The sequence below is a fragment of the Andreprevotia lacus DSM 23236 genome, assembly GCF_900176275.1.
GTDB classification, from domain to species: Bacteria; Pseudomonadota; Gammaproteobacteria; order Burkholderiales; family Chitinibacteraceae; genus Andreprevotia; species Andreprevotia lacus.
Map to the genome: position 1 here is coordinate 87724 of NZ_FWXD01000006.1, position 23856 is coordinate 111579.

The following is a 23856-nucleotide window of genomic DNA, read 5'->3' on the forward strand; positions in this document are numbered from 1 at the left end:
GTTTAATGTCCTTCGTCGGAATGAGTGTGTTCATGGACCGGATACGCTTGTGCGATCAGGTCTTCAATCTGTGCCCCGTGCGGATTATCCTGCGGCGGGGTCGGTAGCCGGTACGTATACGCCAGCGCCACGGTAGCGGCAAGCAATTCGGGCACGGCAAACAGCGCAATATAAGCCGGTTTGCTGATCTCGCCTGCCATGGGAATCAGCACCAGCAAGATGGCGCTGATCAGCGAGCCGATCAAAATGGCCCAGCCACCGAAGTGGTTGGCGCGATACCAGTTGTCGATACAACGCACCGTGCGCCGCGTCCGTACGCCGAACAGGCCGTTGACCGGCACCCAGCGCATGATCAGCGGCACGCTCAATAGCGCCACCAGGCCGCATGCAAACAGCAGCGGCGAAATCAGAAAATCGTTCATGTGTTACTCCATCCTCTCGAAACCGGCGCACCTTGTGGTGCATGGGCCTGTGGCCTCGGCGCGGTTTTGAACCTGTTTGCGGATTGAAGGCTTATGCCCGAATCCCACCCAGGTTCTTGCTACGATACTGCGGTGGCTGATCGCTCAGCCGTTCAATGCCTCGATCACGAGCTTGTCCTGATCGAGATAAACCTGTGCTGCCTTGGCGCGGATGGCCACGGGCAGCGTTTCGTCCAGCGAGCGATAGACACCGGCGACCGAGACCAGCTCGGCCTCCATGCAGGTGGTATATACGCGTGCACTGGTATCGCCGCGCGCGCCAGCCAGTGCACGGCCGCGTAGCGGGGCGTAAACATGGATGTTGCCGTCGGCAATCACCTCGGCGCCGGCCGATACCAGCGCCAGCACCACCAGATCGCCGCCTTTGGCATAAACCTGCTGGCCGGTGCGTACCGGGCGGGTAATGACCATGGCCGGCACACGGGCTTCGGCTGCCTTGGCGGCCGGCACGGGCGGTATCACACCGTCTTCGTTCAGCACGATCAGGCCGGCCTCGCGCGCGGCGGCGCGCTGGTCCGGATTGCCACCACGGGCTGCGATGGGTTTGAGTTGATACTGGCGCAGCAATTGCACCAGCGCAGCCACCTCAACGGCCGAGGGCAGTTCGGGCAGGCTGTCGAAATCGACGGCAAGCTGTTCGCCAGCCAGCATGTGCTCGCCGCTGCCCAGTTGCTCGCGCAGGCCGCTTTCCAGCTTGACCGGATCGAGCGTGGCGGGAACAAAGGTCAGCAGCTTGAGGCCGACACTGCGGAATTCAAAGGCGGAAGCGGGGTCGGGAAAGCGCTGCGACATGGGAACCGGACACTGGACAATGCCCGCGAGTTTAACAGCGTCGCCTGCGGCAGCGAAAGCCGCAGGTTACATCTTTGCGACCATCGGCAGGCCGCGCGGGCCTGCCGATGCCACTGGCATCCAGAATGCATCAGAAACGACGCAGCAGCTTCCATGCCCCAAGGCCGATCAACAGCAGCGGCCAGCCTTGGCGCAGCAGCTGCGGGTCGAGTACGCCGGCATTTACCAGCATGAAAATGGCGCCGATCAGGATCAGCAGGATGGCGCCGGTGCGGCCGTGCCGGGGTTTGCAGGTTTGTTCCATGATGAACCTCCGTGTTGATGAGGTTCACTTTACGTAGCCACTTGCCATGCTGCCGGCGCATGCGACGAGGCGTATCCGGTCGCGATGGAGTGCAGTACGTGCCGATGATCCGGCATCAGTGAATGCGGCGCTTCAGACCTGCATTGAGCAGGATGTTGGTTGCCAGCTCTTCGATGGACAGCTGCGTGGTGTTGAGGAACACGATGCCCAGTTGCCGCATCAGCGTTTCGGCCTCGGTCACCTCGTGGCGGCAGGCTTCCAGCGTGGCATAACGGCTGCCGGGTTTGCGCGATTCGCGGATCAGCGCCAGCCGTTCCGGCTCGATGGTCAGACCGAACAGCTTGCTGCGGTGTGCCTGCAAGGGTTTGGGCAGGGTGTGGCGGTCAAAGTCTTCCGGCGCCAGCGGATAGTTGGCGGCCTTGATGCCGTATTGCAACGCCAGATACAAACAGGCCGGCGTCTTGCCGGCGCGCGACACGCCAACCAGGATGATGTCTGCATCAGCCAGATTCTTGGCCATGCTGCCGTCGTCGTGGTTGAGCGAATACTGGATCGCGTCGATCCGGTTCTTGTATTCCTCGAAGCTGGCAATGCCGTGCACCTTGCCGGCGGTGTGTGAGGATTCGATGCCCAGCTCTTGCTCCATCGGCGCGATGAAATGACCGAAGAAATCCAGGACCAGCGCTTCTTCGATCTGGAACAGCCCGCGCAGCTCGTCGTCGATCAGGGTGGAAAACACCATGGGGCGGCAGCCATCAATGCGTGCCTGCTCGCGTATCTGCTCGACAGCGGCCAGCGCCTTTTCACGGCTGTCCACATAGGGCAGGGTGATGCGGCGGAAATTCACCGTTTCGAACTGCGCGGTCAGGCTGTGACCGAGCATCTCGGCGGTGATGGCGGTACGGGCGGAAACGAAAAAAGCGGTACGGGGCATGGCCGGCAGCGGGCTCTTTAGTAGGTACGGCGGGTGAGGCCGGCAGTGTGCATGATGGATGTGGCCAGCTCTTCGATGGAGCGGGTGGTTGAACTGAGGTGCGGCACGCCCACATGGCGCATCAGCGCTTCGGCCTCGGCCACTTCAAACTGGCAGTTGTCGAGCGCGGCGTAGCGGCTGCCCGGTTTGCGCTCCTCGCGGATCTGGTTGAGCCGCGCCGGGTCTATGGTCAAACCGAACAACTTGTTGCGGTAGGGCAACAACAGCTTGGGCAGGGTATGGTTGCCGAAGTCTTCCGGGGTCAGCGGGTAGTTGGCGGCCTTGATGCCATATTGCAGCGCCAGGTACAGACAGGTGGGCGTTTTGGCCGAGCGTGATACGCCGATCAGGATGATGTCGGCTTCGTTCAGGTCGCGCGGCATCACGCCGTCATCGTGCGCCAGTGCGAAGTTCACCGCGTCGATACGCGTCTTGTATTCCTCGAAATTGACGATGCCGTGCGATTTGCCGACGGTATGGCTGGATTCACGGCCGAGGGCTTTCTCCAGCGGACCAATGAAAATCTCGAAGAAATCCAGCGTCAGCGCCTCTTCCACCACGATGAGCTTGCGTAAATCCTCGGACACGATGGTGGAGAACACCAGCGGCTGGCATTGGTCTGCCGCCGCTTGCGCGCGGATTTTTTCGGCCACTTCACGTGCCTTGTCGGCCGTATCGACATAGGGCAGCGTAACGCGGCGGAAATTGACGTCCTCGAACTGCGTGATCAGGCTGTGGCCCAGCATTTCAGCGGTAATGCCGGTACGATCGGAAATGAAGAAGGCGGTGCGCGGCACGATCTCTCCCAAGCTATGTGCGCTTGCAATATTGCCGCAGCATATCCAGCCTGTAAGCCGGCAGCGCTGCGGGAAAACCATTACTTCTTTGTTTTAGCGCAGAACCCGCAATCCAGAAGGGGATTTCAATTTGTTGCATGCGGGAAAGCGACTACAAGATTGTCCCGATTAAGCGGTTGCGGCCCGCCTGCCTAGAATGAACTTATCGCGGCGCAGCATGCGCTGCTTCGACCCACCTCATTGCAAGGTTTCTGCCCATGTCTGCATCCACTCAAGACCGTAACGTGCTTGCCAACCGCAACGTGATCGATTTCACCGAGCTGCGCATGAGCGATGTCGAGTTTGTCGGCGGCAAGAATGCCTCGCTGGGCGAAATGATCTCGCAGCTGGCCGCCCAAGGTGTGCGCGTGCCGGGCGGTTATGCCACTACCGCACATGCCTACCGCGAATTCCTGGCCCACAACAATCTGGCGCAACGTATTGACGACGTGCTGGCCACGCTGGATGTGGACGACGTGCGGGCACTGGCGCAGGCCGGCAAGCTGATCCGCGACCAGATTCTGGCCACGCCGTTTCCGCCAGAGCTGGAAGCAGAAGTGCGCGCGCACTACGCCAGCTTGGGCGACAACGTGACGGTGGCCGTGCGCTCGTCCGCCACGGCAGAAGACCTGCCGGATGCCTCGTTCGCCGGCCAGCAGGAAACCTATCTGAACATCGTCGGCGCTGACAACGTGCTGGAAGCGATCAAGCATGTGTTCGCCTCGCTCTACAACGACCGCGCGATCTCGTACCGCGTGCACAAGGGCTTCGATCACAAGCTGGTGGCGCTGTCGGCCGGCGTGCAGCGCATGGTGCGTTCGGACAAGGGCGCGGCCGGGGTGATGTTCAGCATCGATACCGAAACCGGTTTCGATCAGGTGGTGTTCGTCACCGCCAGCTACGGGCTGGGCGAAACCGTGGTGCAGGGCGCCGTGAACCCGGACGAGTTCTACGTGCACAAGCCCACCTTGCGCGCCGGTCGTCCGGCCATCGTGCGCAAGCATCTGGGTGGCAAGGCCATCAAGATGGAGTTTGATCTGGAAGCGGCTGCCGGCCGTTCGGTGAAGACCGTGCCCGTGGATGCTGCTGCCCGCCGCCAGTTCTCGATCAGCGATGCCGAGGTTGAAGAACTGGCCGGCTATGCGCTGACCATCGAGGCGCACTACAAGGCACCGATGGATATCGAGTGGGGCCGTGACGGTATCGACGGCAAGCTCTACATCCTGCAGGCGCGGCCGGAAACGGTGAAGTCGCAGGAAGCAGCCGCCGAGAAACTGAGCAAGTTCCGCCTGCTGGAGCAGGGTGAGGTCTTGACCGAAGGTCGCGCCGTTGGCCAGAAGATTGGCGCCGGCCGCGTGCGCATCATCCGCAGCGTGGACGAAATGGACAAGGTGCGCCCAGGCGATGTGCTGGTGTCGGACATGACCGACCCGGACTGGGAGCCGGTGATGAAGCGGGCCGCAGCCATCGTCACCAATCGCGGCGGCCGTACCTGCCACGCCGCCATCATCGCGCGCGAGCTGGGCATCCCGGCCGTGGTTGGCACGGGTGATGCCACCCGGGTGCTGGAAGATGGCGCCGAGGTGACCGTATCGTGTGCCGAGGGGGATACCGGCCGCATTTATGCCGGCCTGCTCAAGTTCGAGAAAATGGAAGTGGCGCTGGCGACCATGCCCGAAGCACCGGTGAAGCTGATGATGAACGTCGGCAACCCCGAGCTGGCCTTCGAGTTTGCCCAGCTGCCCAACGAGGGCGTGGGCCTGGCGCGGCTGGAGTTCATCATCAACCGCATGATCGGCGTGCACCCCAAGGCGCTGCTGGCCTATCCCAATCTGCCGGCCGATCTGAAGGCGAAGATTGACGAGCGCATTGCCGGTTATCGTTCAGCGGTCGATTTCTATGTCGACAAGCTGGCCGAGGGGATTGCTACGCTGGGCGCAGCCTTCTGGCCCAAGAAAGTGATCGTGCGTCTGTCCGACTTCAAGTCGAATGAATACGCCAACCTGATCGGCGGGCCGGACTACGAACCGCATGAAGAAAACCCCATGATCGGTTTCCGGGGTGCAGCGCGCTATGTTGATCCGAGCTTCCGTGATTGCTTCGAGCTGGAATGCCGCGCGATGAAGAAGGTGCGCGACGGTATGGGGCTGACCAATGTCGAGGTGATGATTCCCTTCGTGCGCACGGTGAGCGAAGCGGCCAAGGTGATCGAGCTGCTGGCGGCCAATGGTCTCAAGCGCGGCGAAGGTGGGCCGGATGGCAAGGCGGGCCTGCGCGTGATCATGATGTGCGAGATTCCCGCCAATGCGGTGCTGGCCGAGCAATTCCTGCAGTATTTTGACGGCTTCTCGATCGGCTCCAATGACATGACCCAGCTCACCTTGGGCATAGACCGCGATTCGGGCGGGCCGGTATCGGTGAGTTTTGACGAGCGTAATGATGCGGTGAAGGCCATGTTGGCGATGTCGATTGCTGCCTGCCGCAAGCTGGGCAAGTACATCGGCATCTGTGGCCAGGGTCCGTCCGATCACCCGGACTTTGCGTTGTGGCTGGTCGAGCAGGGCATCGAAACCATTTCACTCAACCCGGATACGGTGGTGGAAACCTGGCTTTACCTCGCGCGCGAGGCAGGCTGACGCGGCGGCGGAGCCAGTCGGGACCAGATGGTTTCGACCAAGGCCCGGTTCTGCTGGTAAAAGGGCAGCGATACCGCCAGGTAGAGCGGGATATCCTCGAACACCGGCTCCAGCGCCCTGATCTGGCCGGGATAGCGCTGGGCGATCAGTGGCGCGGCTTCGTTTTCCATGGCCGCCACTGCATCGACACGACCATTGGCCAGCTTGGCAAACTGCGCGTCCAGCCCCGGCGCGCCCTCATCGGCGCGGATGCCGTGCTGCAGCAGGTCGTTGGCATAGACAAAGCCAGCCTGCACACCCACCAGCGGGTCTGCCACGCCGCCGAGCTTGTTGCCATCCCAGCTCAGCGGTGATGCGCTGCGCACATAAAAGCGTACCCGCACCATGGCCACGTTGCGTTGCCTGTCTGGCTGACCGTTGCGCATGGGGTAGGCGGTATAGGCGGTGCGTTGCAGATCATAGGCCGCCACCAGCCCTTGCGTGGTGTTGGTAGACAGATCGGCCACACAGCGTCGGCGTGGCGCGGTGACCCATTTCAGTTGCACCGGCAGCCCGGCGGCGGCGTTGCGTATTGCCTGCTGGGCCAGCCCGCTGCCATCGGGGTGGGTGAAGGGCAGGAAGGGCTGATCCAGCGTGCAGATGACCAGCACCGGCACTGCCGCGCTGGCCAGCGGTGTGGCAAGCAGTGCAATCAACAGGAAAGAAACAAAACGCACCATGCATATGCTCAACAGGAATGTTGCCGCTGCGACTGACACGAAGCCGCTGCAGCGGTTATTCTTGCATGCTAGCGCATGAATGCCCGGCGGGTTGCCGCCAACGGGCATGCCCCACACTTAGTCTGCAGAAAGGAAGAACGATGTCCGCACCCAACCGCACCGATTTTGACCAGTACATGGTACCCAACTATGCGCCCGCCGCCTTCGTGCCGGTGCGTGGTGCGGGCAGCCGCGTGTGGGATCAGGCGGGCAAGGAATATGTCGATTTCTCCGGCGGCATTGCCGTCAACGCGCTGGGCCATTGCCACCCGGCCGCCGTTGCCGCGCTGACCGAGCAAGCCGGCAAGCTCTGGCACGTGTCCAATGTGTTCACCAACGAGCCGGCGCTGGCACTCGCGCACAAGCTGGTGGATGCCACTTTTGCTGACCGCGTGTTCTTCTGCAACTCGGGCGCCGAGGCCAACGAGGCCGCACTCAAGCTGGCACGCCGCGCCGCCATCGAGCGCTTTGGCGAGAAAAAGCACAAAGTGCTGTCCGCACTCAACAGCTTTCACGGCCGTACCTTCTTTACCGTGTGCGTGGGCGGCCAGCCCAAGTATTCCGACGGTTTCGGCCCCAAGCCGGAAGGCATCGGCTATTTCGAATACAACAACCTCGCCAGCCTGGAAGCGCTGATTGATGACGACACCGCCTGCGTGATCGTCGAGCCCATCCAGGGCGAGGGCGGTGTGACACAGGCCACGCAAGCCTTTTTGCAAGGCGTGCGCGACCTGTGCAACAAGCACAATGCCTTCCTGATCTTTGACGAAGTGCAGAGCGGCATGGGCCGCACCGGCCATCTGTATGCCTATCAGGCTTATGGTGTGGTGCCGGACATCCTGTCCTCCGCCAAGAGCCTGGGCGGCGGCTTCCCCATTGGCGCCATGCTGACCACGAGCGACATTGCCAAGCACTTGGCCGTCGGCACCCACGGCACCACCTACGGCGGTAACCCGTTGGCCTGCGCCGTGGCCAGTGCCGTGTTCGACGTGGTCAACACCCCGGCCGTGCTGGCCGGCGTGCTGCAAAAGCGCGCCCGCTACGAAAACGCGTTGAACACGCTGAATGCCGAGGTGAACGTGTTTGCCGAAGTGCGCGGCATGGGGCTGCTGATTGGTGCCGAACTGAAAGCTGAATACGCCGGCCGCGCCAAGGACATCCTCGGCCTTGCTGCCGAAGAAGGTCTGATGATCCTGATGGCTGGCCCGAATGTGATCCGCTTTGCACCGTCGCTGGTGATTGAAGATGCGGATATCGACGAAGGCATGGCACGCTTTGCCAAGGCGGTTAGGCGCTTCGTGGCGTGATTCGTTGACCGACTGAAAAGAAAACCCGGCATTGCCGGGTTTTCTTTTGGCTGCTGTATAGCCTGTGCTGGTTAGGCACCTGCAGCAGAAGCCAATGAGCTGGCGCCCTCTGGTCTGGTCAAAGCGCCGTTACTGTCAGCATCAGGCCGACGTTGAACGCACCGGGGACCGGAATGCCACTTTGTGCCAGCAGCGGTACTGTATCGCCATATGGGTCTTCTCCGTGCGCGTAGGCGGTGACGTGCCATGGCCCGCGCCTGGGGTCGAGCTTGCGTTCTGTTGATTGATCGGCCAATACCGTGATCTCGGTCGTTGCCTCATCCTGTGCAGTCAGCAACAGATAGGTAACCCGGTCGCAGCCGGCAGGGAGGTTGCTTCCACAGCTGAAAGTGCTCATGGCGGTCATTACTTTTTTCTCTACGTGGTCGTCTGTTTAACCGGGTGCATTTGAATCGGCAGCATTTGCTTCTTGAAGCTGCCGGGCAGTGTCATTCGTTGGCTGGCGTATAGGGCATGCAGAGTTGGTGCTTATTTGCCCGCATACCGCCCAATCAATCCCGCAATCTGCTGCAACGGCACAATCTCCACCGCTGCCCCCATGCGTATCGCCTCGCGTGGCATGCCGAATACGGTGCAGGTTTTTTCGTCCTGCGCATAGGTCATGGCGCCGCAATCGCGCATTTCGCGCAGGCAACGCGCGCCGTCATCACCCATGCCGGTCAGCAGAAAGCCCACGCCGTTCTGGCCGGCTGCGCTGGCGGTGGAGCGGAACAGCACGTCTACCGAGGGGCGGTGGCGGGTGATCAGCGGGCCGTCCACCACGTCCACGTAATATTGCATGCCGTTGCGTTTGACGATCAGATGCTTGCCGCCCGGGGCAACCAGCGCCAGACCTGGGCGCAGTTTGTCGCCATGGGCGGCTTGCTTCACCTCGATCTTGGACAGGCTGTTGAGCCGTGCCGCAAAGTTGGCGGTGAAGTTCTCCGGCATGTGCTGCACGATGACGATGGGCGGGCTGTTGGCCGGGATGCCTGGCAGGATGGCTTCCAGTGCCTGTACGCCGCCGGTGGAGGCGCCGATGGCGATGACGGGTGAGGTGGGCTGTACCGCACCGGGTCTGGGCGGGGGCAACAGCATGTCGGGCGATTGCTTGGGGCCGGACATGCGCTCGTTGATGACCGATACCGAGGCATTGGTGGCATAACCCTGACTGCCCGCGGGCGTGGGGGCCGAAGGTGGCGCGGGCCGCCCTGCGGGCGTGGGCAGCGGCGAGATGGCGCGGGCGGATAGCGGTGCTGCGGCTGGGCGTGGCGCAGGGGCCATGGCCCCTACGCGTGGCGGCGGCTGACGCGCACCACGGCTGATGGCGGCCGAGCGTACCGCCTGCACCAGATTGGCCGAGTTGTCCTGGATCTGGCGCATCATGATCGAATGGCGGCTGACCACGGCAATGGCGCCATGCTCCATCGTTTGCAGCGCCAGCCGGTTGCTGCGCTCGGTGCTGGATGCCACGGCCACGGCCGGCACACGGCGCTCACTTTGCAGGGCCTTCAGCAGCACCACGCTGTCGGTGCCGGGAATGTCGACGTCGATCACTACCACATCGGGCTGCATGCTGCGGAACAGGCTGCGCGCGCCATGCGGGTCGCCGGCCAGACCGACAACTTCGAAGCCGGGCACGGCCTTGAGCGCGTCGCTCATGGCCAGCCGCGCGATCGGCGAGTGATCGATAATGAGTATCCGGGTGCTCATGCGCTCAGTCTGGCAGCCGATTGTGATTATTGATAGGCACAGTTGTGGCGATACAGCTTTTCCCTGATTGGTGCTTTACCGAATGGCCGTGACAGCGGCGGCTATCTAAGCTCTCAGGGTATATCTGGAAAGTATTGCCAATGAGAATCCGACTGCTGAAATCCACCGATCTGCACGCGGTGGTTGCGCTGGCCGGGGCCGCCGGTGTGGGGGTGACCACCCTGCAGCCCGACCCCGAGCGGCTGGCTGCGCGCATTGCCGGCAGCGAGGCTTCGACAGCGGATGAGCGCGAGCTGGCCGAGGCCGGCTATTTCTTTGCGCTGGAAGACGAAGTGAGCGGCGCACTGGCCGGCACTGCTGCCATCGAGGCGGCCGTGGGCTTGGCCGATACCTGGTACAACTATCGCGTCGGCTTGTCGGTGCATGCATCGCGCGAGCTAGGCATCTACAAGCAGATGCCCACGCTGTTTCTGACCTCTGACCTCACCGGTGCCTCGGAGCTGTGTTCGCTGTTCCTGCACCCGGACTGGCGTCGTGACGGCAACGGCAGCTTGTTGTCCAAAAGCCGTTTCCTGTTCATGGCGGAGTACCCGGAGCGATTCTCCGAGCGTGTGATCGCCGAAATGCGGGGCGTGTCGGACGAAGCCGGCCGCTCGCCATTCTGGGAAAGTTTGGGGCGGCACTTCTTCAGGATGGATTTCGCCCGAGCCGATTTCCTCTCCTATGTGGGCAGCAAATCGTTCATAGCCGAGCTGATGCCCAAGTACCCGATCTACACCGCACTGCTGTCGGACGAGGCGCAAGCCGTCATCGGCGAGGTGCATCCGGCCACCAAGCCGGCGCGCAGCCTGCTGGAGAGTGAGGGCTTCCGCTACCAGGGGTATATCGACATCTTCGATGCCGGCCCGACCCTGGAGTGCTCGCTGGGCGATGTGCGCGCCATCAAGGACAGTGCCACCTATCACGCGCTGGCTGTGACGTCCGATACCAAGGGCGGCACACCCTGGCTGGTGTCCAACCGTCGTCTGGGCGGCTTTTGTGCCACGGTGGCCATCACCCGGCCGCTGGAAGACGCACTGCCGCTGACGCAGGCCGTGCTGGACCGACTCGAAATTGCTGATGGCGATAGCGTGCGCGCCGTGCCGCTGTCGGCCAAGGAGTAAACAATGCTGTTGATCAATGGTCAGTGGCAGCCCGGCCATGGTGCTGCCTTTTCTTCACGCAACCCGGTATCGCAATCCTCGGTCTGGCAGGGGCAGGGTGCCGATGCCGTACAGGTGGATGCTGCCGTGGCCGCCGCGCGGGCCGCATTCCCCGCCTGGCGCGATACCGATGCCGAGACACGTATTGCACTGGTGCGCTGTTTTGCCGATCTGCTGCGCACCAATCAGGCCGAGCTTGCAGCCATCATCGGCCGTGAGACCGGCAAGCCACGCTGGGAGGCCATGACCGAAGTCACCACCATGATCAACAAGATCGATATTTCGATCCGTGCCATGGAGGAACGCACCGGGCACAAGGAGGCCACGCAGGGCGATGCCAATGCCGTGCTGCGCCATCGGCCGCATGGCGTGGTGGCCGTATTCGGCCCGTACAATTTCCCCGGCCACTTGCCCAACGGTCATATCGTGCCAGCCTTGCTGGCCGGCAACGCGGTCATCTTCAAGCCATCCGAGCTGGCACCACTGACCGCGCAGAAAACCGCTGAACTCTGGCAGGCGGCTGGCCTGCCTGCTGGTGTGCTGGGCTTGCTGCAGGGCGGCCGTGAAACCGGCCAGGCACTGGCCGCGCATGCGCAGCTCGATGGCCTGTATTTCACCGGCAGCGCCGCCACGGGCTATCACTTGCACAAGGCCTTTGCCGGCCACCCGGACAAGATCCTGGCGCTGGAAATGGGCGGCAACAACCCGCTGCTGGTCGAGCCGCTGGCGGATATCCCGGCTGCCATCCATCACGTACTGCAATCGGCCTTCATCTCGGCCGGCCAGCGGTGCACCTGCTCGCGCCGGTTGCTGGTGCCCAAGGGGGAGTGGGGCGACCAGTTCATAGCTCGGCTGGTCTCGTCCAGCGCCGCGCTGCGCGTGGGCGAATGGGACGAAGAGCCGCAGCCCTTCATGGGTAGTGTGGTATCACTTGCGGCCGCCGATGCCTTGCTGGCTGCGCAGGACAAACTGATTGCCGCCGGCGCCCGCCCGCTGCTGACCATGCGCCGGCTGCGCGAGGGCACGGCGCTGCTGTCGCCCGGCCTGCTCGACGTGACCGCCGTGGCCGACCTGCCCGACGAGGAATACTTCGGCCCGCTGCTGCAAATCCAGCGCTACGACGATTTTGCGCAGGCGCTGCAGCTGGCGAATGCCACGCGCTACGGCCTGGCAGCCGGTTTGCTGTCCGACTCGGCCGAGCGCTACCAGCAGTTCTGGCGCGAAGTGCGCGCCGGCATCGTCAACTGGAACAAACCGCTGACTGGCGCATCCAGCGCGGCGCCGTTCGGCGGCGTGGGTGCTTCGGGCAACCATCGCCCCAGCGCGTATTACGCGGCGGATTACTGCGCTTACCCGGTGGCCTCGCTGGAGGCGGAAACACTGGCGCTGCCGGCGCAACTGCCGCCCGGGATGACGCTGTGAGCTTGAAGGGAAACATGATGGCATTCGAAGCCAATTTCGACGGACTGGTTGGCCCCACGCACCACTATGGCGGCCACTCGTTCGGCAATGTGGCCTCCACCGGTAATGCCGGCCACGCAGCCAATCCACGCGCGGCGGCGCTGCAAGGCTTGTCCAAGATGAAGGCGCTGGCCGATCTGGGTTATCGCCAGGGCATCCTGCCGCCGCAGGAGCGCCCGGCGGTGGCCGAGCTGCGCAAACTGGGTTTTGCTGGCAGCGATGCCGCCGTGATCGCAGCAGCAGCGCAGACTGCACCGGCGCTGCTGGCCAGCGTGTCGTCGGCATCCAGCATGTGGACGGCCAATGCCGGCACGGTCAGCCCGTCTGCCGACACGGCCGATGGTCGCGTGCACTTCACCGTGGCCAATCTGCAGAATAAATTTCATCGCGCGATCGAGCATGAGCAAACCGCCCGCACCCTGCGCGCGGTGTTCCGTGACGATGCCCGCTTTGCGGTGCACGATGCCTTGCCCATGCACCCGGCCTTGGGTGATGAAGGCGCGGCCAACCACACCCGCTTTGCCCGGCAATATGGCGAGCGCGGGGTCGAATTCTTTGTGTATGGCCGCCGGCACTGGGGTGGCGATGTGGAACCGGTGCGTTATCCCGCACGGCAAACACTGGAAGCCTGCCAGGCCGTTGCGCGCCTGCACGGGCTGGCCGAGCAGCACGTGGTCTATGCACAGCAGAATCCGGCGGTGATCGACGCGGGCGTGTTCCACAACGATGTGATCGCAGTCGGCAATCTGGATGTGTTGTTCTGTCACCAGCAGGCCTTTCTGCACCAGCAGCCGACCTATGCCGAGCTGGAGCGCAAGCTGGGTGGGCTGCGCGTGGTCGAGGTGCCCAACGCTGCCGTCAGCGTGGCCGATGCGGTCAAGAGCTATCTGTTCAACAGCCAGTTGCTTGACCTCGGCGATGGCAGCATGCGGCTGGTGGTGCCGGAGGAGTGCCGCAACACGCCAGCGGTGTGGCAATGGCTGCAAGGCGAGGTAAAACCGGGCGCGCCGATTTCCGAATTGCTGGTGTTCGACCTCAAGCAAAGCATGCAGAATGGCGGCGGGCCTGCCTGCCTGCGGCTGCGCGTGGTGCTGAACGAGGCCGAGGCTGCAGCCGTAGCCCACGGCGTGTGGATGAACGAAGCCCGCCATGCCATGCTGACTGCATGGGTGGAAAAACACTACCGCGACCGCCTGAGCGAGGCCGATCTGGCCGATCCGCAACTACTGGTGGAAGTGCGAACCGCGCTGGATGAGCTGACAGCGCTGCTGGGCCTAGGTAGCATCTATCCATTCCAGCTCAATTGATGAGGAGCGCACCGGACACCATGTCGCAACCTTCCTTTCTGCAACAGACGCTAGACGGCAAAACCACGCTGGGCCTGCCGTTTACCCTCGGCAACGGGGTGAGGGTACAAGTCATGGACGAGGGCGTGATCCGCTTCGAGCCCAATGACAGCGACAGCCGCAAGCTTGATCTGGTGATCTCGTGCGGTGTGCACGGCAATGAAACCGCGCCGGTCGAGCTGGTGGACCGGCTGATCTCGGCACTGTATGCGGGCGAGCTGCGCCTGAAGGCGCGCGTGTTGTTCGTGTATGGCAATGTCGATGCATTGCGCAGCGGCACCCGCTTCATCAAGCAGGACATGAACCGCCTGTTCTGCCGCATCCCCGACGTATCGGACGATCTGGAAGCGCGTCGCGCCACCATGCTGGAAATGCAGTTGATGCGTTTCTTTGCCCGTGCGATGCAGGAAGACAAGCCGCGCCTGCATTACGACCTGCATACTGCCATACACGGCAGCCTGATCGAGAAATTCGCGATTTACCCGCTACCGCCCATGGGCAAGCAGTTTGAGCCGACCGAAATCGCCCGGCTGGCCGAGGCCGGCATCGAGGCCGTGCTGCTGCAATCGACCACCTCGACGACGTTTTCGTTCTTCTCCAGCCGCCATTGCGATGCCAGTGCCTTTACCGTCGAGCTGGGCCGCGCCATGCCGTTTGGCCAGAATCAGGCCGTGGACCTGTCGGACATGGAGCGTTATCTGGCTGCGCTGATCGAAGGCGAGCTGCCGCAGCCCGAACTGATCCCCGAGCACACGCAGGTGTTCCGCGTTGCGCGCGAGATCGTCAAGGAGAGCGACGCTTTCCGCCTGCACATCGATGCCAAGACCGACAACTTCATGCCGTTGCCACAGGGCATGTTGCTGGCCGAGGATGGCGGCAAGCGCTGGACCATTACCGAGGAAAACGCGCGCATCATTTTCCCCAACCCCGATGTGGCGGTGGGGCAGCGTGCCGGCTTGATCATCGTGCCCTCACGCAGTTTCAGCCGGACCTGATCCGGCCAGAGGCCAATCAGGGACGCAAAAAGGGCAGTGCTGGCTGCCCTTCTTGCTGTGCAATCACTTCTTGTGGTGCTTCTTGCCGCCGCTGGCCGGCTTGGCAGCCTTGCCCGACGACTTGGCAGACGATTTGCCGCCCTTGGCTGATTTTCCAGCGGGCTTGCTGCTTTCGGTCTTGGCGCTGCCCTTGGCACGCTGGCAGACCATCACCACCTTTTTCTTCTTGCCGTGGCCCTGGACCACCTTCTTGCAATGGGCGCCGCTGGCGGTATCTTCAACCTTGACTGCTTCCGGGTTGCCGGCAACGGCAAGCAGGCCGGCCAGATTGATGCCCTGACCACCGGCATCGGCCACGCGCCGTGCGCCGTTCCAGCGTTTTTGCCAGTAGGTTTCGTTCAGGTTGGCGGTTTCCACGCTCTTGCCAGCGCGCGGCGAGTGGATGAAACGGTTGTCACCCATATAAATGCCGACGTGCGAGAACGTACGCCCCAGCGTATTGAAGAACACCAGGTCACCCGGCTTGAGCTCGCTGCGGTCGACGTTCTCGCCCAGCCGGCTCATGCCCATGGCGTTGTGCGGCAGCGCGATATTGAGCGAGTTCTGGAACACGTAGCGGACGAAACCGCTGCAATCGAGGCCATCTTCGGGGTTGTTGCCACCCCATTTGTAGCGCACGCCGATCAGGCCCATGGCCTGCAGCAGCAACTGCTGGCCGGCAGTGGGGCCGTCGCTGCGCACAGTGTCGGGGGCCGGGGCTGCAGCGGCTTTCTTGTTGCTCCAGGCATTGCTGCCGGCAGCATCGGTGGGCACCGGCGCCGTGGCCGGTTTCTTGTTGCTCCAGGCGCCGTCGGAGGGCGCATCTGTCGGTGTCGGAATTGCGGGGGGATCGTCGGCGAGCGCGGCAGGCGCGCTCAAGCCCAATGCCAGCCCGCAGCAAAAGAGGGCTGCGTGCAAAAATTCTTTCATGGGGACCGAATGTAGCGATGTGTTTATGACGTGTAAAGCCTAAAATCCGCAACAGATTTACACTGACAAGCGCGACCCGAACCCGTTCAGCGAGGACCCATGCTCAAGGAAACCTTTACCGTCATGCGCGATTTGCCACGCGTGCGCGAAATCATTGCCGTTCTGGTGCGGCATGGTTTAGGCAATCTGGTGAATCGGCTTGGGCTGGCCAAGGGTATTGAGCGTGCTGGCGATCTGCTGCATCTGCCTGGCAGCCATGAGGTTGAACAGATCGACCCGGCGGTACGCATGCGCAAGGCGATGGAGGAGCTGGGGCCTACCTTCATCAAGCTGGGCCAGGTGCTGGCGACCCGCGTCGACGTGTTTGCGCCGGACTGGATCGCCGAATTCGAGAAGCTGCAGAACAATGTGCCGGCGTTGCCGTTTCAGACCATCGTGGCCGAGCTGGTGGATATTCTGGGGGCAGACCCGCACACGATCTTCAGCGAGATTGATCCGGAGCCGGTCGGCTCGGCCTCCATTGCCCAGGTGCACCGTGCCCGGCTGGCCGATGGCGAGGACGTGGTGCTCAAGATACGCCGGCCCGGCATCATTCCCAAGATCGAGGCCGATCTGCGCATCCTGCATCACATTGCCTCGCTGCTGGAGTTCGAGTTTCCCGAAACGCGCCGCTATCAGCCGGTGAAGATTACCGAGGAATTCGGCAAGTCGCTGCGGCGCGAGCTGAATCTGTCGTCCGAGGCACGCAACCAGGATCGCTTCATCCAGAATTTTGCTGGCCATGCCGAGATCGACATCCCGCGCATCCACTGGGCCTACACCTCCGAGCGCATGAATGTGCAGAGCTGGATGGGCGGGCTGATTGGCAACGACATGGGCGCCTTCGAGGATGCCGGGCTGGATCGCCAGTTGCTGGCCTCACGCGGGGCGGATGCGGTCCTGAAAATGGTGCTGATCGACGGCTATTTCCATGCCGATCCGCATCCGGGCAACGTCAAGTTCCTGCCTGGCAACCGCATTGGCTTCCTCGACTTCGGCATGGTGGGGCGCTTGCCGCACCCGCGCCGCGATCAGATCGTCGATCTGCTGGCTGCGCTGGCACAGCGCGACGAGCACGGCATCCTCGATGTGCTGATGGAGTGGACCGGCGATACGGTGGTGGATGAGGACAAGCTGGCGGCCGACATTGCCGACTTCATGTTCAATTACGAGAACCTGCCGCTCAAGGATATCTCGTTCGGCATGCTGCTGAACGACGTGGCCGCCATCATGCGCGAGCACGAAATTACCCTGCCGGCCGATCTGACCCTGCTGTTCAAGGCGCTGATCACGCTGGAAGGGCTGGGCCGCCAGCTCGACCCCGATTTCCAGATGGTGCAGCACCTTACGCCCTTTGTGCGCGAGGTCATCATCAGCCGCTACAAGCCGCAAACGCTGCTCAAGAAGGGCAAGGACAGCCTGCTGGAGGGCTTTGGCCTGCTGGCCGGTCTGCCGCGCGATATCGGCAAGCTGATCAAGCAGGCGCGGCGCGGCAATCTGCGCATCGACCTCGACCTGAAACGGCTGGAGAGCTTTGGCGCGCAGATCACCCGCAGCGCCAACCGGCTGACCATGGGCATCGTGACCGGCTGTTTGATCATCGGCTCCAGCATCGTGATGACCGTCAAGGCCGGGCCAACCTTGTTCGGCATGCCGGCACTGGGTTTTCTCGGTTTTCTGGTGGCCTTCATCAACAGCCTGTGGCTGGTGTTCTCGATCTGGGTATCGAGCAAGGAAGAACGCTGACCGGGCGATGCCCGGCAAGGAGCCGCTTCATGCGTGGGTACATGCTGCCGCTGGCTGCGGCATTGTTGTTGGCCTGTAGTGCGGCACAGGCGGTGCATCCGCTGCGCTGGACTGGCACCTATCACTGTGATGAGGGCCGCAGCTTCCGCATCACCGCTGAGGTGGAAGGGCGCCATCTCTATCTGCGCTGGCAGGGCAAGCCCTATGTGCTGGATGACAGAGGCAGCAGCGACAGCACCTTTGACTGGCAAGGCAGCGGCTTTCGCTGGCAGGGCACGACGGCGGAGAACGCTTTGTCTGGCGAGCGTGGGCCGCTGGCCAGTCATTGCGCGCGCGGCACGGCTACCAGTGCGCCAGGGGCGGATGGACGTCGCTAAAAAAATCCAGCGCGGCGGTGTTGGCAAGGCGTGCGAAGCGCAGACAGTACAAGACGTACGGCAAGCGAGCACAACGCCGCCAGCAGGATTTATTGGGAACGTCCAAGAAAAAAAACCGGCCTTGTGGGCCGGTTTTCTCTTGCGCGGTCAGCCGATCAGGCTGCGAGTGCGACAATTTCCTTTTCTGCCGATTGCAGAGCTTCGGCCTTTCTGGCTTCGCCCATGGCCACGCCTTCGGCGCGCACAAAGCGCACGTCGGTCACGCCAAGGAAGCCCAGTACGGTCTTCAGATAGCTTTCCTGATGGTCCAGCGCGCGCATGGCTTCGGTGGTCGAATACACGCCGCCACGGGTCGAGGCCACGATCACGGTCTTGCCACCCGCCAGGCCCACCGGGCCGGTTTCGGTGTACTTGAAGGTACGGCCGGCTTGAGCGATGCGATCAATCCACGCCTTGAGCTGGCTGGGTACCGAGAAGTTGTACATCGGCGCGCCGATCACCAGTACGTCGGCTTCGAGGAACTGGCTGACCAGCGCTTCGGACAGTGCGTTTTCAGCACGCTGGATGTCGGTAGCCGCTTCGGCGCCCAGACGGAAGCCCAGCGAGTCGAGCGACAGGTGGCTAGGGGCCGAGGTGGCCAGATCCAGGTATTCCACTTCGATGCCCGGCTGGCTCTTTTGCCATTCGGCGGTGATGCGGGCAGTCAGTTGGCGGGATACCGAGTTGTCGGCCAGAACGCTGGAATCGATATGCAGCAGTTTCATTTTCAATCTCCTTGTCGATGTGGCCGCGCAGTGGTGCGGCGTTGGAGTGAATTCTGCTGCTGGAACGACTTGCTGATAAGTCGGCAAAAATGCGATAAATTGTTCTGAATTTGGAACGATGGCCGATGCGGTGGCGAGGGGAAGTCCATGCAGGACGTGAACGACATGCTGTTCTTTGCCGAGGTGATCGACCACGGCGGCTTTGCCGCTGCGGGGCGGGCCTTGGGCATTCCCAAATCGCGGCTGTCGCGCCGCATTGCCGATCTGGAGGGCTCGCTGGGTGTTCGCTTGTTGCAGCGAACCACGCGCAAGCTGGCGCTTACTGATCTGGGCGAGCGCTTCTACCGCCATGCGGTCGCGGTGCGGGATGAAGCCAACGCCGCGCGCGAAACCATCGAAGCGCTGCAGGCCGAGCCCCGTGGTGTAGTCAAGGTGAGCTGCCCGATTACGCTGGCGCATTATCAGGTGGGGCCCTTGTTGCCCGAGTATCTGGCAGCCTATCCGCAGGTACGGTTGCAAATGGTGGTGACCAACCGCCCGGTCGATCTGATCGAGGAGGGCTTTGATGTCGCGCTGCGCGTGCGACCGACGCCGCAGGACAGCGCCACCCTGGTGGTCAAGACCTTGGGCGAGAGCGGCGGCTATCTGGTGGCCAGCCCGGCTCAGCTACTGCGACAGGGCACGCCCAAGACGCCGGACGAGCTGGTGTGGCTGGATAGCCTGGCCATGGCGGCCACCGACGGTCGTGCACACTGGGTGCTGACCAACCTAGAAGGCGAACGGGTGGAAATGAACCACCAGCCGCGCCTGGTGATTGATGACCTGCAGGTGCTGCGTGATGCGGTGCTGGGCGGAATCGGCGCAGCGGTGTTGCCGACCTTCATGGTGTATGACGATATCCGCGCGGGCCGGCTGGTGCGCATATTGCCGGAATGGACGCCCCCTGCCGGCCTGGTGCACGCGGTATTCCCCAGCCGGCGTGGTCTGTTGCCGGCAGTACGTACCTTTCTCGATTTTCTGGGCGAACGGCTGACGGCGCAGTACCAGCGCTGCGCGGCCAAGGATAACGGGGAAGATGTTGAGTGTGCGGCGGCAGCGCCGCAGCGGCTTCAGCCGTGAGGCTGCTGGCTCTCGCTCACAATGCGCCTGGCTATGGCACGCACGCCATTGCCGCGCGATGCGGACAGAAAGCGCACCAGGCCCAGCTCGGTCAGCCAGGCTTCCAGCGCAAACTGCTGGATCGTTGCGGCATCCTGGTTGTGATAAGCGGTGAGCAGCAAGGTCAGCAAGCCCTTGATCACACGCGAATCGCTGTCGGCCGCAACTTGCAGCTTGCCCCCCTCCCAGCGTGTGACCAGCCAGACGGTGCTCTCGCAACCGCTGACCCGATTGGCATCCACCTTGTCGGCATCCGGTAGCGGTGGCAGGTCCCGTGCCAGTTGTACCAGCAAGCGGCTTTTGGCCTCCCAGCCGCCAGCGGCCAGCAGGCGTTGTGACAGCGCATCGCGATCGACGGTGGTGCCGAACGGGTGAGCGTAGGGATTGCTCATTGCCGTTTCGCTCATGCCAGGTCTTCCAGCGCAGCAGCCAGTGCCTCCAGGAAGTGCGTGACGTCCTCGGCGGTGTTGTAGGCCGCAAACGATACGCGCAAGGTGCCGCTGACCCCCAGTGCATCGAGTAATGGCTCAGCGCAGTGCTTGCCCACGCGCACCGCGATATCACGGGCATCGAGCAATTGCGCCACGTCATAGGGGTGGGCGTTGTCGAACACCAGCGAGCGCAGCGGTGCGCGCTCGGTAACGGTGGCCAGGGTGCGTACGCCGGCTATCTTGCGCAAGCCGGCATCCAGCAAGGCGCACAGATGGGCTTCGTGCTGCTTGAGGGCGGCGCGGTCCAGTCCACACAGCCAGTTCAGCGCGGCCGCCAGGCCCACGGCTTGCGCGACGGGCGGCGTGCCGGCCTCGAAGCGGGCTGGTGGCGGGGCGTAGGTGGTGCCGGCAAAGCTCACACGCTCGATCATGTCGCCGCCGCCTTGCCACGGGGGCATGTCGGCCAGCAGCTCGGCCTTGCCGTACAGCACGCCCACGCCGGTGGGGCCGTAGACCTTGTGGCCGGAAAACACATAGAAATCCGCACCCAGCGCCTGCACATCCACGCTCTCGTGTGCCACGGCCTGCGCACCGTCGATCAGTACGCGTGCGCCGGCCACGTGGGCGGCTGCGGCCAGCTCCAGCACCGGCAAATGGGTGCCGATCGCGTTGGATGCGTGCGTGATCGCCACCATGCGAACTTGCGGCTGTAGCAGTGAAAGGAAGGCGGTGCGGTCCAGCGTGCCATCCGGCAGCACCGGAATCTCGCGCACGATGGCGCCGGTCTGCGCGGCAATCAATTGCCACGGCACGATGTTGGCGTGGTGCTCATAGCCCGATACCAGGATTTCGTCACCCGGCTTCAGGTTCTGGCTGCCCCAGCTGTTGGCGACCAGATTGATGGCCTCGGTGGCGCCACGGGTAAAGACGATCTCATCCGCGCTGCTGGCGTTCAGGAAGCGTGCCACTGTTTCGCGCGCGCCCTCAAAGGCTTCGGTGGCGAGACCGGACAGCCGGTGAGCCGAGCGATGCACATTGGCATTGGCGGTTTCATAGAAGTGCCGCTCTGCATCCAGCACGCAGCGTGGTTTTTGCGTGGTCGCGGCGTTATCCAGATACACCAGCTCGGGATAGTGCTCGAACATGGGGAATTCTGCGCGTAGTGCGTGGGGATTGAGCGACATGGCAGGAAAAGTCGGAATGGTCTGTGACGATTGTATAATGCCGCGATGGCTTACAAACAACCGATTTCCGTACTGGTGGTGATTCATACACCAGACTTGCAGGTATTACTGATCGAGCGCACCGATTTTCCTGAAGCCTGGCAGTCGGTTACCGGCAGTCGCGAGGCTGACGAAGTGCTGACAGACACCGCCCTGCGTGAAGTGGCCGAGGAAACTGGCATCCGCGCTGACCCCGCCAGCTTGCGTGATTGGGACTACAGCAGCAGCTACGAAATTTTCGAGGTGTGGCGCCATCGCTACGCACCGGGTGTGACGACCAATGTCGAGCACGTGTTCAGCCTGCAGGTGCCGGCGCCTCTGGCCGTCACGCTGGCGCCGCGCGAACATCGCCGCTATCGCTGGGTGGATTGGCAGGTAGCGGCCGAGATGGTGTTCTCGCCTTCCAATGCCGAAGCCATCCGCATGCTGGTGCAGCGCACGGGGCATTGAACGCGCCCGGTCGGCGTAACCTCAAGTAATTTCTCAAGATTGATACAAACCTGCCGATATGCCGTTTGGGTAGCCGCCCATACGCATGCAGGATGATGGATCGTGTCGCTGCAGATCCAGACCAATGTCGCCGCGCTGTTCACGCAGCATCAGCTCGCAAGGACGTCGGACACCACCAACACGGTGATCCAGCGCCTTTCATCCGGGCTGCGCGTCAATTCCGCGCGCGACGATGCGGCCGGTCTGGTCATCAGCCAGCGCATGACGGCACAAATCCGTGGCAACGCGGTGGCCAATCGCAATCTGAACGATGGCGTTTCGCTGGTGCAGACGGCAGATGGGGCGATGGATACGGTGACCAACTCGCTGCAGCGCATCCGCGAGCTGGCGGTACAGGCCAGCAATGCCACACTCAACGCCACGGACCGGCAAGCCTTGCAGGCCGAGGCCGATCAGCTGCTTGGTGGTATCGACCAGATTGCCAGCCAGACTCAGTTCAACGGCCAGCAGGTGTTCAGCCAGTCCAAGGCCAGCATCGGTGGCGATGTCAACAAGCGCGCCGTGATCGATGGCCTCAAGCTGGGCTGGATACAGGAAGCCGAGCAGCGCATCAAACAGTACTACGGCATATCGGGTGATGGCGCCGACCTGACGGTTGACCTGACCTTTAGCGATGGCGCGGGCAATGTGCTGGCCTCGGTCAGTGGCACCGGTGGTGCGGGCGGCAAGGCTTACAATCAAAAACTCAATATCGACATGCAGGACTTCGTGCCGCCCAATCTGCCCGATGGCGGCACCGCGCCGTATTACAACGACCGGGTGATCGCCCACGAAATGGTGCACGCAGTCATGGGGCGCTCGATGAACTTCACCGCGCTGCCCACCTGGTTCAAGGAAGGCACGGCTGAGTTGATCCACGGTGCGGACGAGCGTGTGGTGGGCGATATTGCCGCCTCCAACGTCAATGCGGTGGTCAATCAGGTAGCAGGGGCTTGGGGCAGCAATAGCATTGATTATTCGTCGGCCTACATCGCCTCGCGCTACATGCACCAGATGCTCAAGACCTATGGCCACGCGGACGGCATCAAGGCGGTAATGACCTATCTGCATGACAACCCGGCCGCCGATCTGGATGCCGCGCTCAATGCGCTGACCAACGGGCAGGTGGCTACCGCCGGGGCTTTTCTGTCCAGGTTTACCGGTGGCAATGTCTCGGTCGGTGCCAGCTTCGTCAACAATGTGATGGACCTGACCAATACCGATACCGGCTCGATCGGCGGGCTGGACGCCGACAACGGTCCCGAGCGCAGCGCCAAGGATGTGCTGACCGACCACGGCAGCAGCTATGGCACCACGGTGGCAGATGGCTTCAACGTGATTTACCCCACCGTGGGTGGCGGCGCAGGGACGAATACCGTCAGCCTGCAAGCCGGTGCGGGCGTGCATGAAAATCTGGTCGCGTCGATCAGCGCGGTCAGCTCGACCGCGCTGGGGCTGGAAAGCGTGGATCTGGTGAACCTGCCGCAATTTGCACTGGTGCACCTGGACGAGGCCATCGACTATATCGGCCGCCAGCGTGCCGATTTGGGCGCCGTGCAATCACGGCTGACCGCAGGCATGGCGCAGTTGCAAACCACGGTGGAGAACGACAGCGCGGCACGTTCGCGCATTGTCGATGCCGATTACGCCGCAGAAACCGCCGCGCTGACCCGGCAGAACATCCTGCAGCAGGCTGCCAATGCCATGCTGGCGCAGACCTTCAATCAACCGAGGCTGGCATTGCAACTCTTGCGCTAGGGCCTGTTAACACTTATTTCACGCTTGCGTTCGGGGTAGTTCGGGATGGAGCGCAAGG

23 protein-coding genes are annotated in these 23856 nt (G+C 62.8%); 11 read left to right on the top strand and 12 right to left on the bottom strand.

Annotated features, from left to right (window positions below):
- Positions 1-2 precede the first annotated feature (2 nt).
- The 5 genes from B9A19_RS06480 to ppsR (B9A19_RS06495) all read right to left on the bottom strand — a co-directional run bounded on the left by B9A19_RS06480 (position 3) and on the right by ppsR (B9A19_RS06495) (position 3348).
- On the bottom strand, positions 3-422 hold the full coding sequence (locus B9A19_RS06480; RefSeq protein ID WP_084089967.1) for an SdpI family protein: 420 nt from the start codon (positions 420-422) through the stop codon (positions 3-5).
- A 144-nt stretch (positions 423-566) separates the two neighbouring features.
- The gene (gene minC, locus B9A19_RS06485) at positions 567-1274 is read right to left on the bottom strand and encodes a septum site-determining protein MinC (RefSeq protein WP_084089968.1); all 708 of its coding nucleotides are present in this window, start codon (positions 1272-1274) and stop codon (positions 567-569) included.
- Positions 1275-1404: 130 nt separating this feature from the next.
- Positions 1405-1578, bottom strand: coding sequence for a LiaI-LiaF-like domain-containing protein (locus tag B9A19_RS22505; protein WP_176216816.1), 174 nt, complete (start codon positions 1576-1578; stop codon positions 1405-1407).
- Positions 1579-1693: 115 nt separating this feature from the next.
- The gene (gene ppsR, locus B9A19_RS06490; protein ID WP_084089969.1) at positions 1694-2512 is read right to left on the bottom strand and encodes a posphoenolpyruvate synthetase regulatory kinase/phosphorylase PpsR; all 819 of its coding nucleotides are present in this window, start codon (positions 2510-2512) and stop codon (positions 1694-1696) included.
- Between the two features lie 17 nt (positions 2513-2529).
- The gene (gene ppsR / locus B9A19_RS06495; RefSeq protein WP_084089970.1) at positions 2530-3348 is read right to left on the bottom strand and encodes a posphoenolpyruvate synthetase regulatory kinase/phosphorylase PpsR; all 819 of its coding nucleotides are present in this window, start codon (positions 3346-3348) and stop codon (positions 2530-2532) included.
- Between the two features lie 257 nt (positions 3349-3605).
- Between ppsR (B9A19_RS06495) and ppsA the strand changes: the two genes are divergently transcribed.
- On the top strand, positions 3606-6023 hold the full coding sequence (gene ppsA / locus B9A19_RS06500) for a phosphoenolpyruvate synthase (protein WP_084089971.1): 2418 nt from the start codon (positions 3606-3608) through the stop codon (positions 6021-6023).
- Here ppsA and B9A19_RS06505 read toward each other — a convergent pair.
- Positions 5999-6742, bottom strand: coding sequence for a substrate-binding periplasmic protein (locus B9A19_RS06505; protein ID WP_139798691.1), 744 nt, complete (start codon positions 6740-6742; stop codon positions 5999-6001). The genes ppsA and B9A19_RS06505 overlap by 25 nt on opposite strands.
- 140 nt (positions 6743-6882) lie before the next feature.
- On the opposite strand from B9A19_RS06505, the gene B9A19_RS06510 reads away from it, so the two are divergent.
- The gene (locus B9A19_RS06510) at positions 6883-8088 is read left to right on the top strand and encodes an aspartate aminotransferase family protein (RefSeq protein WP_084089973.1); all 1206 of its coding nucleotides are present in this window, start codon (positions 6883-6885) and stop codon (positions 8086-8088) included.
- A gap of 118 nt (positions 8089-8206) precedes the next feature.
- Here B9A19_RS06510 and B9A19_RS06515 read toward each other — a convergent pair whose 3' ends face one another.
- Both B9A19_RS06515 and cheB read right to left on the bottom strand, forming a co-directional pair.
- A complete protein-coding gene (locus B9A19_RS06515; protein ID WP_139798692.1) occupies positions 8207-8494 on the bottom strand; it encodes a hypothetical protein in 288 nt (95 codons plus the stop codon).
- A 122-nt stretch (positions 8495-8616) separates the two neighbouring features.
- Positions 8617-9840 (bottom strand): chemotaxis-specific protein-glutamate methyltransferase CheB, encoded by a 1224-nt coding sequence (gene cheB / locus B9A19_RS06520; RefSeq protein ID WP_084089975.1) that lies wholly within the window; start codon positions 9838-9840, stop codon positions 8617-8619.
- 140 nt (positions 9841-9980) lie between these two features.
- Here cheB and astA point away from each other — a divergent pair, with 140 nt between their 5' ends.
- Genes astA through astE form a run of 4 tightly spaced genes read left to right on the top strand, consistent with a single transcriptional unit; the run spans position 9981 to position 14844 of the window.
- The gene (gene astA / locus B9A19_RS06525; protein WP_084089976.1) at positions 9981-11003 is read left to right on the top strand and encodes an arginine N-succinyltransferase; all 1023 of its coding nucleotides are present in this window, start codon (positions 9981-9983) and stop codon (positions 11001-11003) included.
- Between the two features lie 3 nt (positions 11004-11006).
- Positions 11007-12464: a succinylglutamate-semialdehyde dehydrogenase gene (astD, locus tag B9A19_RS06530; RefSeq protein ID WP_084089977.1), complete on the top strand. Its 1458-nt coding sequence runs from the start codon at positions 11007-11009 to the stop codon at positions 12462-12464.
- A gap of 14 nt (positions 12465-12478) precedes the next feature.
- Positions 12479-13810, top strand: coding sequence for an N-succinylarginine dihydrolase (astB, locus tag B9A19_RS06535; RefSeq protein WP_084089978.1), 1332 nt, complete (start codon positions 12479-12481; stop codon positions 13808-13810).
- Positions 13811-13830: 20 nt separating this feature from the next.
- Positions 13831-14844 (top strand): succinylglutamate desuccinylase, encoded by a 1014-nt coding sequence (gene astE, locus B9A19_RS06540; RefSeq protein WP_084089979.1) that lies wholly within the window; start codon positions 13831-13833, stop codon positions 14842-14844.
- Positions 14845-14907: 63 nt separating this feature from the next.
- On the opposite strand, the gene B9A19_RS06545 is transcribed toward astE, so the two are convergent.
- The gene (locus B9A19_RS06545; RefSeq protein WP_245804293.1) at positions 14908-15762 is read right to left on the bottom strand and encodes a C40 family peptidase; all 855 of its coding nucleotides are present in this window, start codon (positions 15760-15762) and stop codon (positions 14908-14910) included.
- A gap of 150 nt (positions 15763-15912) precedes the next feature.
- Here B9A19_RS06545 and B9A19_RS06550 point away from each other — a divergent pair, with 150 nt between their 5' ends.
- Both B9A19_RS06550 and B9A19_RS06555 read left to right on the top strand, forming a co-directional pair.
- Positions 15913-17598 carry an ABC1 kinase family protein gene (locus B9A19_RS06550; RefSeq protein WP_084089981.1) on the top strand — a complete coding sequence of 562 codons (1686 nt, stop codon included), beginning with the start codon at positions 15913-15915 and terminating at the stop codon, positions 17596-17598.
- Between the two features lie 29 nt (positions 17599-17627).
- The gene (locus tag B9A19_RS06555; RefSeq protein ID WP_139798694.1) at positions 17628-17975 is read left to right on the top strand and encodes a hypothetical protein; all 348 of its coding nucleotides are present in this window, start codon (positions 17628-17630) and stop codon (positions 17973-17975) included.
- Positions 17976-18130: 155 nt separating this feature from the next.
- Here the strand turns inward: B9A19_RS06555 and B9A19_RS06560 are convergent, their stop codons facing one another.
- Positions 18131-18739: an FMN-dependent NADH-azoreductase gene (locus B9A19_RS06560; protein WP_084089983.1), complete on the bottom strand. Its 609-nt coding sequence runs from the start codon at positions 18737-18739 to the stop codon at positions 18131-18133.
- A 147-nt stretch (positions 18740-18886) separates the two neighbouring features.
- Here B9A19_RS06560 and B9A19_RS06565 point away from each other — a divergent pair, with 147 nt between their 5' ends.
- On the top strand, positions 18887-19858 hold the full coding sequence (locus B9A19_RS06565; protein WP_084089984.1) for a LysR substrate-binding domain-containing protein: 972 nt from the start codon (positions 18887-18889) through the stop codon (positions 19856-19858).
- Here the strand turns inward: B9A19_RS06565 and B9A19_RS06570 are convergent.
- Together B9A19_RS06570 and B9A19_RS06575 are read right to left on the bottom strand one after the other, a co-directional pair.
- Positions 19849-20304 carry a SufE family protein gene (locus B9A19_RS06570; protein ID WP_217807000.1) on the bottom strand — a complete coding sequence of 152 codons (456 nt, stop codon included), beginning with the start codon at positions 20302-20304 and terminating at the stop codon, positions 19849-19851. The two genes, B9A19_RS06565 and B9A19_RS06570, sit on opposite strands and share 10 nt — an antisense overlap.
- Entirely contained in the window at positions 20301-21512 is a 1212-nt protein-coding gene (locus B9A19_RS06575) for an aminotransferase class V-fold PLP-dependent enzyme (RefSeq protein WP_084089985.1), read from the bottom strand. Before B9A19_RS06575 ends, B9A19_RS06570 begins: the two co-directional genes overlap by 4 nt.
- 45 nt (positions 21513-21557) lie before the next feature.
- On the opposite strand from B9A19_RS06575, the gene nudB reads away from it, so the two are divergent.
- Together nudB and B9A19_RS06585 are read left to right on the top strand one after the other, a co-directional pair.
- The gene (nudB, locus tag B9A19_RS06580; RefSeq protein ID WP_084089986.1) at positions 21558-22001 is read left to right on the top strand and encodes a dihydroneopterin triphosphate diphosphatase; all 444 of its coding nucleotides are present in this window, start codon (positions 21558-21560) and stop codon (positions 21999-22001) included.
- A 102-nt stretch (positions 22002-22103) separates the two neighbouring features.
- Positions 22104-23798, top strand: coding sequence for a flagellinolysin (locus B9A19_RS06585; protein WP_084089987.1), 1695 nt, complete (start codon positions 22104-22106; stop codon positions 23796-23798).
- The last annotated feature ends 58 nt before the right edge of the window (positions 23799-23856 follow it).